14 protein-coding genes are annotated in these 12,799 nt (G+C 68.5%); 5 read left to right on the top strand and 9 right to left on the bottom strand.

Translation table 11 applies throughout. From position 1 onward, the window contains the following. The first annotated feature begins 494 nt into the window (after nt 1–494). A complete protein-coding gene (locus J7500_RS16465) occupies nt 495–878 on the top strand; it encodes a hypothetical protein (protein WP_294063060.1) in 384 nt (127 codons plus the stop codon). Nucleotides 879–1,018: 140 nt separating this feature from the next. On the opposite strand, the gene J7500_RS16460 is transcribed toward J7500_RS16465, so the two are convergent. After that, on the bottom strand, nt 1,019–1,492 hold the full coding sequence (locus J7500_RS16460) for a DUF4188 domain-containing protein (protein ID WP_294063059.1): 474 nt from the start codon (nt 1,490–1,492) through the stop codon (nt 1,019–1,021). A 61-nt stretch (nt 1,493–1,553) separates the two neighbouring features. Here J7500_RS16460 and J7500_RS16455 point away from each other — a divergent pair, with 61 nt between their 5' ends. Together J7500_RS16455 and J7500_RS16450 are read left to right on the top strand one after the other, a co-directional pair. After that, nucleotides 1,554–2,102: a TetR/AcrR family transcriptional regulator gene (locus tag J7500_RS16455; RefSeq protein ID WP_294063057.1), complete on the top strand. Its 549-nt coding sequence runs from the start codon at nt 1,554–1,556 to the stop codon at nt 2,100–2,102. Nucleotides 2,103–2,242: 140 nt separating this feature from the next. Beyond that, nucleotides 2,243–2,962 carry a Crp/Fnr family transcriptional regulator gene (locus J7500_RS16450; RefSeq protein ID WP_294063056.1) on the top strand — a complete coding sequence of 240 codons (720 nt, stop codon included), beginning with the start codon at nt 2,243–2,245 and terminating at the stop codon, nt 2,960–2,962. Between the two features lie 16 nt (nt 2,963–2,978). Here the strand turns inward: J7500_RS16450 and dacB are convergent, their stop codons facing one another. The 6 genes from dacB to J7500_RS16420 all read right to left on the bottom strand — a co-directional run bounded on the left by dacB (nt 2,979) and on the right by J7500_RS16420 (nt 10,142). Beyond that, on the bottom strand, nt 2,979–4,400 hold the full coding sequence (dacB, locus tag J7500_RS16445) for a D-alanyl-D-alanine carboxypeptidase/D-alanyl-D-alanine-endopeptidase (protein ID WP_294063055.1): 1,422 nt from the start codon (nt 4,398–4,400) through the stop codon (nt 2,979–2,981). Nucleotides 4,401–4,404: 4 nt separating this feature from the next. Next, a complete protein-coding gene (locus J7500_RS16440; RefSeq protein ID WP_294063054.1) occupies nt 4,405–5,649 on the bottom strand; it encodes a dicarboxylate/amino acid:cation symporter in 1,245 nt (414 codons plus the stop codon). Continuing rightward, nucleotides 5,649–7,208, bottom strand: a complete 1,560-nt coding sequence (locus tag J7500_RS16435; RefSeq protein ID WP_294063053.1) for an amidohydrolase family protein — start codon at nt 7,206–7,208, stop codon at nt 5,649–5,651. The genes J7500_RS16440 and J7500_RS16435 overlap by 1 nt, the downstream gene beginning before the upstream one ends. After that, a complete protein-coding gene (gene dgcA / locus J7500_RS16430) occupies nt 7,205–8,194 on the bottom strand; it encodes an N-acetyl-D-Glu racemase DgcA (protein WP_294063052.1) in 990 nt (329 codons plus the stop codon). The genes J7500_RS16435 and dgcA overlap by 4 nt, the downstream gene beginning before the upstream one ends. After that, a complete protein-coding gene (gene dgcN / locus J7500_RS16425; protein ID WP_294063051.1) occupies nt 8,152–9,186 on the bottom strand; it encodes an N-acetyltransferase DgcN in 1,035 nt (344 codons plus the stop codon). The genes dgcA and dgcN overlap by 43 nt, the downstream gene beginning before the upstream one ends. Before the next feature lie 71 nt (nt 9,187–9,257). Beyond that, complete coding sequence (locus tag J7500_RS16420) at nt 9,258–10,142, bottom strand: LysR substrate-binding domain-containing protein (RefSeq protein ID WP_294063050.1); 885 nt, start codon at nt 10,140–10,142, stop codon at nt 9,258–9,260. A 44-nt stretch (nt 10,143–10,186) separates the two neighbouring features. Between J7500_RS16420 and J7500_RS16415 the strand changes: the two genes are divergently transcribed. Together J7500_RS16415 and J7500_RS16410 are read left to right on the top strand one after the other, a co-directional pair. Further along, nucleotides 10,187–11,374: a serine hydrolase gene (locus J7500_RS16415; RefSeq protein WP_294063049.1), complete on the top strand. Its 1,188-nt coding sequence runs from the start codon at nt 10,187–10,189 to the stop codon at nt 11,372–11,374. 113 nt (nt 11,375–11,487) lie between these two features. After that, on the top strand, nt 11,488–12,225 hold the full coding sequence (locus J7500_RS16410; RefSeq protein ID WP_294063047.1) for a S8/S53 family peptidase: 738 nt from the start codon (nt 11,488–11,490) through the stop codon (nt 12,223–12,225). Between the two features lie 6 nt (nt 12,226–12,231). Here the strand turns inward: J7500_RS16410 and J7500_RS16405 are convergent, their stop codons facing one another. Then, nucleotides 12,232–12,408, bottom strand: coding sequence for a hypothetical protein (locus tag J7500_RS16405; RefSeq protein WP_294063046.1), 177 nt, complete (start codon nt 12,406–12,408; stop codon nt 12,232–12,234). A gap of 36 nt (nt 12,409–12,444) precedes the next feature. Next, nucleotides 12,445–12,783, bottom strand: a complete 339-nt coding sequence (locus J7500_RS16400; protein ID WP_294063045.1) for a hypothetical protein — start codon at nt 12,781–12,783, stop codon at nt 12,445–12,447. Between the last annotated feature and the right edge of the window lie 16 nt (nt 12,784–12,799).

Genomic DNA, 12,799 nt, shown 5'->3' with positions numbered 1-12,799 from the left:
TCAGCCAAACGTGCACCCCTCCCTGCTCGCAGGGAGGGGTCGATCTAAGCCGCGCGCATCGTGCAACCCCGCCACGGTGTCTGGGATGATCACCAGTTGCTACAAGATCTTCCAGGCCATCCCGGAGCGGGGTTGGTGAGCGTTGCTGTGCACGACCTGTTCGGAGGCGTTGATGGAACGCGGCGCTTCCATCCCTCCCGTCGGTCGGCGGGCCACGGGGACCTGGTGGAAATACGGGCGGAGATCCAGGCGGGAACCCGAATGCCCCCGACACTTGGCGAACCAATTGGGAGGCAGATCGCGATTGGAGGCGACAACGAGGAAGTTGATGCCATTGCTGCAGCAGGTAAATCGCCACTTGGAGCACGTTTCGCATATCACGATACCGTCAACTCATCTACGGCTGACATCGGCCGGGAGACGCTACACCGTATCTTTAAACCTCTTCAGCAGCATGATAGCTTGTTTCTCTTAAGCGCATTTGGAGCCGGCGCGTGAGCAACATTCTCGCATTTTTCGTTGTAGCGGCCGCGATTTCGACATCGCTAGCCGCATCAAACGATCAAGCGGCTGAACGTGTCGAAATTAGGCTACTAGAGAGCTCCCCATCGAGCTGGATCGACAGGAAAATAGAAATCTGTGGGGTCGATGATATCGGAAAATTCGGGCGAAGGAGGCTTACCGATCGTTCGACGGACGAGCCAAAAGGAGTGTACATCGCGAAAGATCTTCGCCCTTCTGGCAAGCTTCGGGCGGCGCGCTGCTTTATTGGGATTTGGCGTCGCCTGGACGGGCGGACGGCCCGGCAAGTTGCTGCGGAGGGCTCTGGCGTGGTCACCCATGGCTACAATCCCGAGTACGAATTGGCTGTGGAATAGCAGTCGTTCGCACATGGCGACGCCAACGGCAGTTAGCGACTTTGTCCTCGGAAGGGTCGCGCCGAAAGTCACTCAACATCGGGCATTCAGCCCCTGTGACGATAGCAGTCGTTTATGCGTTCACGGCCTAGGTTGAGGATTCAGACCGCCCGCTCGCGGACATCCTCGCGCAGCCGCTCGCGGCTCGACATGAACGGGCCCACTGCATGTCGGGGCGGCGCGAAGCGGCCGAAGCCGGTGCGTTCGGGCATGTCGATGTAGATCGCCTCCATGCCGCGGCCACTGCTGTAGGTCTCGTGCCAGAAGCCGCAGCCGCGCGTGTCGCGCAGGAAGTCGCGCCACCAGCCCGCGTGCAGCGGATCGCGGGTGAAGCGTTCGAGGCTCTCGAGGTCGCGCCAATATTGGCGGATGCCGACATGGTTCCAGGCGAACAGGAACTGCTCGTGGTGGAGCAGCCCCTCGGGCGGGTCGCTCCGCAGCGTGGCCAGCCCCCGGCCGATGCCGAGCAACCCGGGCAGGCCGCGCAGCCGCCGCAGCTTGAATCCCAGCAGCACGACGACGAGGTCCGGATAAAGCGAGAGGTCCACCGTCTCGCGCACGACCTTGGCTTGCATGTTCCGACTCCTCTGTTTACGCTGTAAACATATATTGGCTTGTGTACGGTGTAAACATCAAATGACGGACGAACGCGGCGGCCTGCGGGAAAGGCTTGTGCAGGTTGCGATGGAGATGCTCGCCGAAGGTGCGAGCGAGCTGAGCCTGCGCAGCGTCGCGCGCGCGGCGGGAGTTTCCGCCATGGCCCCCTACCGCCACTTCCCCGACAAGGCCGCGCTGCTGAGCGCCGTGGCGGATGCCGGCTTCGTGATGCTGCGCGCGTCGCTGGAGGCTGCGGATGCCGAGGTGAGCGGGCGCGAGGCACTGGTCGCGCAGGGCCTTGCCTATCTGGCCTTCGCCCGGGCGCATCCCGCGCTGTTCCGGCTGATGTTCTCCGGAGTCTGCGAAACCCCGGAGCCCGGCGACGCCGGAGGATCCGCCTATGCGGTGCTCGCGCGGCGGGTGGAGCGGATCGTACCGGCTGCCCATGCGGCCGTCGCGACCACCGCTGCCTGGGCGATCGTGCACGGGCTGGCAATGCTTGCGCTCGACGGCCGGGCCGCGGCGGGGCAGCAGGAGGCCGGCGCGGTGCTCGCCTTGTTCGCGCACGGACTTGGGGGAGCCGATTGATTCCCGTCCGCCTGGCGCCTGCTGAACTCTGCAGGCGCGGGCGAGTTACGCCTTCATGCCTTCTGCCCTCTCGGCAAGCCGGCCGCCGCACGCGCCGGCCGGCAGCCGTCCGGAGGGGATACAGCCGGGGAGTGATCGGAATGATCGAGCGGCACCTGATGAAGCTGCGCGCCCGCGACAGCGTCTCCCCGCAGGAGGAGGAAGCGCTGCGATCGGTGGCGCGCGACGTGCGAACGGTGGACGCCGACGTCAAGCTGGTGCGGGCCGGCGACGAGCTCACGGTCAGCACGCTGCTGCTCGACGGGATGGCGTGCCGCCAGAAGGACGTGCGCAGCGGCGAGCGCCAGATCACCGAGTTGCACGTCGCCGGGGATTTCGTCGACCTCCACAGCTTCACGCTGAAGCGGCTCGACCATGACATCGTGTCGCTGACGCCGTGCCAGGTGGTGGCGGTGCCGCATGCGGGCTTGCGCCGGATCACGCAGGAATTCCCGCACCTCACGCGTCTCTTGTGGTTCAGCACCAACCTCGATGCGTCGATCCACCGCGAATGGATGCTTTCGCTCGGTCGCCGCTCGGCGCTGGCGAGGACCGCGCATCTCTTCTGCGAGCTCTATGTGCGGCTGGGGATCGTCGGCCTGGCGCAGGGGTTGCGATATGATCTGAGGCTGACGCAGATCGACCTGGCGGAGTGCCTTGGCCTCACTTCGGTGCACGTCAACCGGATGCTGCGCGAGCTTCGCGAGCGGCGCCTGGTGGAATTTCGCCAGTCGACCGTGACGATCCTCGACTGGGACGCGCTGCAGCGCGTCGCCGAGTTCGATCCCGCCTATCTCTATCTCGAGCACCGGCCGCAATAAGCCCGGCGGCCCAGCCTCAGTTCGCCGCGGCGACCTCGACCAGCGCCGCATCCATGAAGCGCGTCGCGCTCACGTCGCCGGGAACGTCGTTGGCGATCACCGAGAAAGTGAGCGTGCGGCCGCTCTTGGCGATCATGTATCCCGACAGCGCATTGGTGGCGTTGATCGTGCCGGTCTTGGCGAAGAGCTTGCCCTCCAGGATCGTGCCCTTGAAGCGCTTCGCCAGCGTGCCGTCCTGCCCCGCGATCGGCAGCGTCGCGCGCCATGCCGCGCCCCAGGGCTGCACGGCGATCCAGCGCAGCAGCCGCACGGTGCTGCGCGGCGCGGTGCGATTATAGGTCGACATGCCCGATCCGTCGGAAAGGTCCCAGGCGGTGCGGGGCACGCCGGCGGCCTGCAGCATCGTCTCGACCTCGGCCACGCCGTCGGGGATCGATCCGCTGCCGCGCTTGAGCCCCACGCGGCGCATCAGCAGCTCGGCATGGAGGTTCTGGCTTTCCTTGTTGATCGTGCGGATGTCCTCGGCGAGCGGCGGCGGCGCGAGGCGCGCGAGCGCGGGCTGCTGGGGCGGCCGCGCGACGGGCGCCCCCTGGCGCACCGCGGGATCGTCCGAAGGCGCAAGCGGGCGGTAGCGCGAGGAGACCGCACCGCTCACCTGCACACCGCGCGCTTTGAGCAGCGCGCGAAAGCGCCACGCGGCATAATGCGCGGGATCGTCGATGCCCATGCGCAGCGTCTGGGGCGCAGCGTCGGCCGCGATCGTGCCGGTGAGGCGCAGCGTGCGGCTGTTGACCGGGCGATCGAAGTCGAGGTCGGTCTTGCCGCCCGCCGGCAACGTCACTGCCTGATTGTCTATCGTGTAATAGCCGAGCCCGGCGACCGCGGGCGCATCGCCCACTGCGCCCGGCTTCACGTCGAGCGCGATCTCGTTGTCGTCGAGCGTCAGCGCCGCGATACCGGTGCCGTAGCGGCTCGGGATGTTGTTCCAGCTCATCCCCGGGCTCCAGCGCTGGTCGGGGAAGAGCGTGGCGTCGCCGATCACGTTGCGGACCTGTCGGGTCTTGGCCGCCACGGCATCGGCGAGCGTGGCGAGGCAATCGGTGGTGCAATCCGCAGCGCTCGAAAGCCGGGCATCGCCGTTGCCGACGAGGATCACGTCGCTGCCCTCGATCCGCACCGCCGCGCCGCCCGTAGCATCGGGCCGATCGATCCCGGCGAGCGTCCAATAGGCGGCCGCCGTGGTGTAGATCTTGGTGTTCGAGGCCGGCATGAATCGATCGTCGGCGTCGACCGCGACGATCTCGCGCCCCTGCTCGTCGGTCACCAGCAGCCCGAAGCGCGTGCCCTTGGGCGCCTCGCCCAGCCTGGCCTGGACGCGCTGCGGAAGGCTCTGCGCCAGCGCGGGTGCGGCCGAGACGAGGGCGAGAGTGAGTAGCAAGGATCTATGCACGATCGGGGGCCCTGTAGACGGCTTCGTCGAGCTCGTTCTCCCAGCGCGCCACGGTGGTGGCGACGGTGAGATTGGCGCTCGCGCTGGGAACGGTGCGGGTCATGTCGAGCAGCCGGTCGAACGGCAGCACGAAGCCGACGACGAGCGCGGTCTGCTCGGGCGGCACGCCGACGGCGGAGAGCACCGCGGCGAGCATGAACAGCGAGGCGGAGGGGACCGGCGCAGTCCCGAAGGCGGCGAGCGCGCCGGTGAGCAGCACCATGCCGTAGACCTGGGGCGTCAGCGGCGTGCCGAAGGCCTGGAGCGCGAACATGCTGAGCAGGCCGACGTACATCGCCGTCCCGTCCTTGCCGATGCTCGCGCCGAGCGGGAGGACGGTGGAGAAGACCGGGCGGGCGATGCCGAGGTTCTTCTCCGACACGCGCATCGCCACCGGCAGCGTCGCCGAGCTCGACGCAGTCGAGAAGGCGACGACCAGCGCGTCGACGATACCGCGGAAGAAGGGCAGCAGCGGCAGGCGCGCGAGCAGCTTGAGGATCAGGCTGTGGACCACCACGATCTGGATCGCCGAGCCGAGCACCACCGCCAGCGCCAGCCAGCCGACATTGACGAACACCGCGGCACCGTTCGCCGCCACCGCATTGGCGATCAGCGCGAACACGCCGAAGGGCGTCGCCTCCATCACGATGCCGACCACCTTGAGCAGCACCGCCGAAGTCGACTGGAGCAGCGATGCGAAAGGCTTGCCCGGCTCGCCGGCGATCACCGTGCCCACGCCGATCAGGATCGCGACGAAGATCAGCGCGAGCATGTCGCCCTTGGCCAGCGCCTCGAAGATGTTGAGCGGGATGATGCCGATGAGCTGCTGGTACGGCGTGACCGGCTCGCCCAGCGCATGCGGCGCGGCAGTGCCGAGCGGCGCCCCGACGCCGGGCTGCACGAGCGCCGCAACGAGCATGCCGACCGAGACCGCGATCGCCGTGGTCAGCGCGAACAGGCCGACGGTGCGACCGCCGAGGCCGCCGAGCCTCTTGGGATCGGCGAGCGACGTGATGCCCGCCGCGATCGTCACCAGCACGATCGGCGCCACCAGCATGCGGATCGCGCGGACGAACAGGTCGCCCATGAACTGGACGTACGGCGTCGCGCTCGGCCAGGCGAAGGCGAAGACCAGCCCGAGCGCGAGCGCGCCGAGCACCCGCTTCCACAGCGGGATGGCGAACCAGCCGCGCAGCATCAGCGGCAGCTTCCCGGCGTCGGGGTATGCGCCAGCGCGCGGCCGGCGGCCTTGCCGGTGAGCGCGCCCTTGTCGACCGCGACCACGCCGTTGACGACGACGGTCTGCACGCCCTGGGCGAGAAGCCTGGGCTGCGCATAAGTGGCGCGCTCGGCGAAGGTTGCGGGATCGAACACGACCACATCGGCGAAGGCGCCGGGCCGAAGCCGGCCGCGGTCCGCCAGGCCGAAGGTGTCGGCGGTGAGCGAGGAGGACCGCTCGATGAAGTCACGCAGGGTGATCACCCGCTCGGCCTTGACGTATTTGGCGTATTTGCGCGCGAAGCTGCCATAGACGCGCGGATGGCCGCCCGATGCATCCGAGCTGGTCATCACCCAGGGCCGGCGCATGAAGGCGGCGATGTCTTCCTCGCTCTGGTTGAACGAGACGACCCCCGGATCGGCGATGCGGATCACGGTGATCGCGGCGGCGACAGGATCCTGCTTCAGCTCGCGCGCGACGTCGTCGAGCGTGCGGTTGGCATATTTGCCCTCGACGATGAGCAGCTTGGCCGCGCCGCCGCGCTTGCGCAGATTCTCGACGATGCCATCGCGCAGCCGGACCGCGAGCGCCGGGTCGTCGAAGCGCTTGAGCAGTTCCGGCCGGCCACCGTCCTGCGCCCAGAGCGGCATCAGCGAGGCGACCAGGCTCGTGCCCGAGGCCGACCAGGGATATTGGTCCGCGGTGACTTTCTGCCCGCGCGCCTGCGCGGCCTCGACCTTGGCGATGATCGCGCCTGCCTGGCCCTGCACGTCGACGCCGAGCGCCTTGATGTGGCTGATGTGCGTCGGAAGCCCGCCCTCGCGCCCGATCGCGATCGCCTCGTCGATCGCGGCGGCGAGCCCGACGGTATAGCTGGATTCGTCGCGGATATGGCTGTCGTAAACCCCGCCGCGCTTCCCCGCCTCGCGGGCGAGCGCCACGACCTCGTCGGTCTTGGCGAAGCTCTGCGGCGCATAGAACAGCCCCGTCGAAAGCCCCAGCGCCCCCTGGCACATCGCGTCCGCCACCAGCGTCTTCATCTGGCTTAGCTCGGCCAGGGTCGGGGCGCGATCGGCCTCGCCCACCACCTTCTCGCGCACCGCGCCGAAGCCGACATAGGCGGCATAGTTGATACCGACGGGCTTGGCCTTGGCGCTGGCCAGCACCTTGCCGACCTCCGGGGAGCCGCCCCCGTCGTTGCCGATGAAAGCTGTGGTGACACCTTGCATCAGGAAGGCTGGGACCAGCCGCTTCTCGGCATCGTTCGAAGAGAGATCGTCGCCCATGTGCGTGTGCGGGTCGATGAAGCCGGGCGCGACGACCATGCCCCCGGCCTCGATCACGCGGCCGGCGCTGACCTGCAGATGGGGACCCACGGAGACGATCCGGTCGCCCCGAATCGCGATGTCGCCGATGATCGGCTCGCCCGATCCGGTGTAGATCGTGCCGCCGCGGATGAGCAGATCGACGTGCTGCGGAGCGGGGGAAGCGGCGCCCAGCGCCAAGGCCGCGATCCCGAGCAGCAGCGCGACCTTCATACCGTCCCCCAAAAACCCTTTTGCGGCGGCAACATATAGCCGCGCTCGTCGAGTACCCCGCCCGCGCGATCCTCCTTGAGCCAGATCGGTCCGTCAAGGTCGACGAAGTCCGACATGCGCGCGACGTGCAGCGCGGCGGCGATCGAGAGCGAGGAGCTGACCATGCAACCGGTCATCAGCCCGAGGCCGCGTGCCCGCGCGGCATGGGCGAGCTCGAAGCCGGCAGTAAGGCCGCCCGACTTGTCGAGCTTGACGTTCACATGGGTGTAGCGGCGCGACACGATGTCGAGGTCGGCGGCGACATGGACCGATTCATCGGCGCAGATCGGAATGGCGTAGGTCAGCCCCTCGAGCGCTTCGTCGGGTCCGGCGGGCAAGGGCTGTTCGAGCAGGTCGACCCGGTGCTCGACCAGTACGGGCTCCATCGCCTCGAGAAGCTGCCGGTCCCAGCTCTCGTTGGGATCGACGATCAGCCGCGCGTCGGGCGCCGCCTGGCGGACCGCGCGGATCTGCGTGTCGGGAATGGTCGCGTCGACCTTGACCTTGATCAGCGGCGCGTCGGCGATCCGGCGCGCGGCGAGGCCCATCGCCGGCGGCGTGTCGATCACCACGGTGAGCGCGCTCGCCAGCCGCTCCGGCTCGGGCGCGCCGATCAGCTGGGCGACGCTACGGCCGGCCAGCCGGGCTTCGAGGTCCCAGAGCGCGCAATCGACGGCGTTGCGCGCAGCACCCGCAGGCAGCAGCCCCAGCAGCTCGGTACGGCCTGCGCCCGCCTCGATCGCGGCCCGCACGCCCTCGATTTCGGCCAGCGCGCTTTCGATGCTCTCGCCATAGCGCGGATAGGGCACGCCCTCGCCGCGCCCGGCGACGCCATCCTGATCGAGCGTCACCGTCACCACATCCGCCTGCGTCTTGACGCCGCGCGAGATGCGGAACGGCTGGCTCAGTGCGAAGCGATCGTGTCGTGCGCTGAGGTTTCGAGACATAGCAACTCGTCGAGGATGGCTTCGACGCCGAAGACCATCGGGTCGGTGCAGGGCAGGCCGAGCTCGTCCTCGGTGCGCGCGCAGAGGGCCCGCGCGGCCTGGGCATCGAGCGTCGAGGTGTTGAGGCACACGCCCACCGCGCGCACGTCGGGGCTGGTCAGTCGCGCGACGAGCAGGTTCATCTCCAGGCACTCGGCCAGGCTCGGAAGCGCACGCCCCGGAATGCCGCGCATGCTCGCGCGCGCCGGATCGTGGCAGAGCACGATCGCCTCGGGCTGGGCGCCGTGGAGCAGTCCGGTGGAGACGCCAGCGAAGCTCGGGTGATAGAGCGAGCCCTGGCCCTCGATCAGGTCCCAGCCGCCATCGTGGCGGGCGGGCGCCAGCTGCTCGATCGCGCCCGAGATGAAGTCGGCGATCACTGCGTCGACCGGGACGCCCGCACCGGCGATCAGGATGCCGGTCTGCCCGGTCGCACGGAAATCGGCGGTGACGCCGCGGGCACGCAGCGCCTTGGTGAGCGCCAGCGTGGTGTACATCTTGCCCACCGAGCAATCGGTGCCGACCGTGAGCAGCCGGTGGCCGGCGCGCGCATAGCCGTTGCCGACGACCAGGTTCGCAGGCGGATCGCGCACGTCGAAGAGCTGCAGACCCTTCTCCTTGGCGAGCGCCGCCAGCCGGGGCTCGTCGCGCAGTCGCTGGTGAAGCCCGGCGGCGACGTTCATCCCCGCCTGGAGCGCGGCAACGGCGTCGTCGACCAGGTCGCGCCCGAGCGTGCCGCCCGAATTGGCGATGCCGAGCACGAGCGTGCGGGCACCGGCGGCGGCGCCCTCCTCGATCGTCATGCGGGGCATGCCCACGGTCAGCGGGCAATCGTCGTGGCGGAATTCGCCGACGCAATCCTCTGGGCGGAAGGTCGCCAGGCCACGCGAGGTCTTGATGCCGACGAAGTCGGCGCTGTGGCCCAGATAAAGCAAATATGGTGCTGGAATCATTGCCCCGCACCCGTATCGCCTGCAGCCAAATGTCTGCGCATAGCGTGTGCGGGGCGCGGCATAGCCACGCGTTATGGCACGTCGATCACACCCCGCAGCGTCTTGAGGAAATCGGTGGCGAGCGCAGTCAGCGGCCGGTTGTGCAGGAACATCGCGTGCACCCCGAAGGTGAGCGAGGGCCTGAGCGGGCGCATCGCCAGCCCGTTGCCGAGATAGGCTTGGGCCGTGAAGCTGTCGACGACGGTCATCCCCACGCCCTGCTCGACCAACGCGGCGGCGATATAGAAGGTGCGCGCCGAGATGACTTCGTCGAGCTCGACGTCCTGCCGCTCGAGCTCCTGGCTGAACAGGTGCCCGATCGGGCCGCTGGTCGCGAGGCTGATGAAGCGCTTGCCCTTGAGGCAGCCGAGATCGAGCCGCGGCGGCGCGTCGGGCATGTCCTCCTCGCGATAGAGCACGACCAGCTCGCCTTCGCCGAGCGGGCGGTGATCAAGTGGGGATGCGGGCGGCACCTCATAGGCGATCGCGATATCGGTCTCGCGCTCGAACAGCTTGCGGAGCAGATCGTCGTGGTGGACCGTCTGCAGATCGAACTGCACATTCTCGTGGCTACGCAGGAAGCGCGCGACTGCGGTCGGCACCGCCTGGAGCGCGAGCGAAGGAAGCGCGGAGACGCGCAGCATGCCCCCCGCCCCGCGCCGCAGGTTCCGCCCCGCCTCGCGCAGCGCATAGACTCGGTCCTGGATCTCGGCGACTTCGGTGAACAGCGTGTGCGCGTCCTCGGTGGGGACTAGCCGGCCGTTGGTGCGCTCGAAGAGCTGGAAGCCGAGCAGCGACTCCGCATGGCGCAGCATCTTCGACACCGAAGGTTGCGACACGTTGAGCGCACGCGCCGCGCCGCTGACCGATCCGTTCACATAGACGGCGTGGAAGATCTCGATGTGCCGCAGGTTCATGGGGAGGAGACTATCGCGGTTTGCGAAAAGGGGAAGCGCCAGCCATGATCGGCGCCATGCTGTTCGCCGCCCTGCTGCTCACCGCAGCGCCGCCACTTTCGTCCCAATCCGAGCCGGTGGCGACGGTGCGGGTCGCGTTCGACCGTGGCGGCGAGGCCGCAGTGGAAGCGCACGGCTTCGCCGATCTCGCGTCGAAGCGCGCGATACGCGCCGACGATCCAGTGCGCGTCGCCTCGATCTCCAAGCTGGTGGTCGCGATCGCCGTGCTGCGGCTGGTCGAGCAGGGCGTGCTCGACCTCGATGCCGATGTGTCGGAGAAACTCGGCTGGAGGCTGCGCAACCCCGCCTTCCCCGATACGCCGATCACGCTGCGGCTGCTGCTCTCGCACCGATCCAGCCTGACGGACACGATCGACTATGTCCTGCCGCTCGACGGCGACATGCGCGCGGCGCTCGAAAACCCCAGGGCATGGGACCCCGAGCACGCGCCCGGCGGCTATTTCCGCTACACCAATTTCAACTTCCCGGTGGTCGCCGCGGTGATGGAACGCGCGAGCGGGGAGCGGTTTGATCGGCTGATGAACCGGCTTGTGATTCTCCCGCTCGGCATCGAGGGTTGCTACAATTGGGCGAGCTGCTCGGGGGAGACCGCGGCGCGGGCGGTGACGATCTATCGCGCGCGCCAGCCCACCAAGGACGACCATCGCGGCGCACCGCCCGCCTGCGCCGTCACGCCCGCGACCGACGGAAGCTGCGACCTCTCGCAGTGGCGCGCAGGGGCCAATGGCGCGATGTTCGCGCCGCAGGGCGGGCTGCGCATCTCGGCGCGCGGGCTGGCGAAGATCGGCCGACTGCTGCTCGGGCAGGGCAAGGTCGACGGCGTGCGGCTGCTCCGCCCCGCCTCGGTCGCGCTGCTGCGCAAGCCCTTGTGGACCTATGACGGCAGCAACGGCGACACCAGCGACGGCTTCTATTGCAGCTACGGGCTCGCGGTGACCTTCCTGCCCACGCGCCGCCCAGGCTGCCGCGACGACCTGTTCGGCGACGGCCGCACACGGCTGGGGCATGGCGGCGAGGCCTATGGCCTGCGATCGGGGCTGTGGATCGACCCGGCCCGCGGCACCGGCGTCGCCTTTTTCGCGACCGACGTCCCCGACACGCCCGCCGCGCGATCGGCCTTCACTCCGGCCGAGGAGACGCTGGCGCGCGGGACGCCCCTGCTCCAGCCGTAGAATTCCTGATGGGACGCTCAACCGGTTTTAAGCGAGTTTCACCGTATTCGCGCCGCATTGATCGCTGCATAGTGCGTGGTGCGTGATTCGCTTTGGCCGGGGGGTCGGGGTACGTGAAAACATTGTTGCTGCCGCTACTTGCGGCATTCGGAGCGGAAGTTCCTCCCACGCCGGTGGCGCAGCCGCCGCGGGTGGCGATCATCGACAGCGGGGTGGCCAGGACTCCCGAGCTCGCACCGCTCGTCTCGGCCGAATACGACATGGCCGGAAGCAATCGCCCGGCGTTCCAGCCGCGCTACGACCACGGCACGATGGTGGCGACGATCCTGGCGCGCGCCGCGAACCGCAACGTCGACATCATCTCGATCCGGATCGACGACCCTTCGGGCTGCCCCGAGGGCGCCAACCCGCCGTGCCAGCCCTCGGCCCGGCCAATCGCGGCGGCGATCCGCCGCGCGACCGAACTCAACGTCGACGCGATCAACATCTCGCTCGCGCTCAGCCGCGATCCGGAGATCACCCAGGCGATCCGCGAGGCCGGGGAGAAGGGCATCCGCGTGGTGCTCGCCGCCGGCAACGACGGCTTCGCGCATCCGGGCAACCTGCCCCAGGCACGCGCCGCCTATCCCAATGCGGTGCTGGTCGGGGCAGTCGATTCGACCGGACAGGTGTGGAGCGGCACCAACCGCCCCGACGCCAATCCCGACGGCTATCTCTACCATTGGCAGCTCGGCGTTCAGGTCCCGACCACCGCGGCCGACGGGCGACCGATGATCGCGACCGGCACGTCCTTCGCTGCGCCGATCGAGACTGCACGCCAGCTCGCCGCGCGGACCAGCGCCTCGCTCTGAGCCCGGCTATTCGGCCGCCTGCGCGGGAGCCTCCTCGTCTTCGGGGGCACCGTAGAAGCGGTCGAGATAATGTCCGGCGAGCAGATAATGCGCGCGTACCGCGGCGGGATGTTCTGCACTCTGCGCCAGCTGCAGCTCGGCTTCGGCGCGGTCGTAGAAATAGCTGTCGGGTTCCTGTTCCATCTCTTCTCTTCACAAGCGCCTGAAGGGCGCATCGCTCTAGCTACGGCGGGATTTGGGCAGGGCGTAGGACGGAGGGTCGCTGGCCGGGAAGGACTCGTCCGATCCTTCGTCCACTTCGTCCCAAACGTCGCCATCTTCGTCCCGCATATGCTCGGGACCGGCATTCCGGGTGGGATTGAAGCTGCCGCGTTCGGCGACCGGAACGGCGAAGGCGGCCGGAGTCGGGCCGTCTTCCTCGTCGTCGCGGCGGCTCAGCCTGCCGGCGAAAAAGGCGGCGACGCCGATCGCCGCGGCGCCGAGCAACCCGGCCACTACCCAGGCCGCGCCACCGGGCTTCCGCTGAGCCGCGGATCGTTTTCGCTTCTGCTGTGCCATTTTTCCCGGCCCCAAG

The organism is Sphingomonas sp., from assembly GCF_017744835.1.
In the GTDB taxonomy this organism is placed as follows: domain Bacteria; phylum Pseudomonadota; class Alphaproteobacteria; order Sphingomonadales; family Sphingomonadaceae; genus Sphingomonas.
The sequence above is the reverse complement of the archived record's forward strand: the minus strand, read 5'-3'. Positions and strand labels throughout refer to the sequence as shown.

Bases quoted from the DNA above. Each gene is read 5' to 3' on its own strand.
- J7500_RS16460 (WP_294063059.1), bottom strand. From the start codon at position 1,492: ATGCAAGCCAAGGTCGTGCGCGAGACGGTGGACCTCTCGCTTTATCCG.
- J7500_RS16455 (WP_294063057.1), top strand. From the start codon at position 1,554: ATGACGGACGAACGCGGCGGCCTGCGGGAAAGGCTTGTGCAGGTTGCG.
- J7500_RS16450 (WP_294063056.1), top strand. From the start codon at position 2,243: ATGATCGAGCGGCACCTGATGAAGCTGCGCGCCCGCGACAGCGTCTCC.
- J7500_RS16440 (WP_294063054.1), bottom strand. From the start codon at position 5,649: ATGCTGCGCGGCTGGTTCGCCATCCCGCTGTGGAAGCGGGTGCTCGGC.
- J7500_RS16435 (WP_294063053.1), bottom strand. From the start codon at position 7,208: ATGAAGGTCGCGCTGCTGCTCGGGATCGCGGCCTTGGCGCTGGGCGCC.
- dgcA (WP_294063052.1), bottom strand. From the start codon at position 8,194: ATGTCTCGAAACCTCAGCGCACGACACGATCGCTTCGCACTGAGCCAG.
- dgcN (WP_294063051.1), bottom strand. From the start codon at position 9,186: ATGATTCCAGCACCATATTTGCTTTATCTGGGCCACAGCGCCGACTTC.
- J7500_RS16420 (WP_294063050.1), bottom strand. From the start codon at position 10,142: ATGAACCTGCGGCACATCGAGATCTTCCACGCCGTCTATGTGAACGGA.
- J7500_RS16415 (WP_294063049.1), top strand. From the start codon at position 10,187: ATGATCGGCGCCATGCTGTTCGCCGCCCTGCTGCTCACCGCAGCGCCG.
- J7500_RS16405 (WP_294063046.1), bottom strand. From the start codon at position 12,408: ATGGAACAGGAACCCGACAGCTATTTCTACGACCGCGCCGAAGCCGAG.
- J7500_RS16400 (WP_294063045.1), bottom strand. From the start codon at position 12,783: ATGGCACAGCAGAAGCGAAAACGATCCGCGGCTCAGCGGAAGCCCGGT.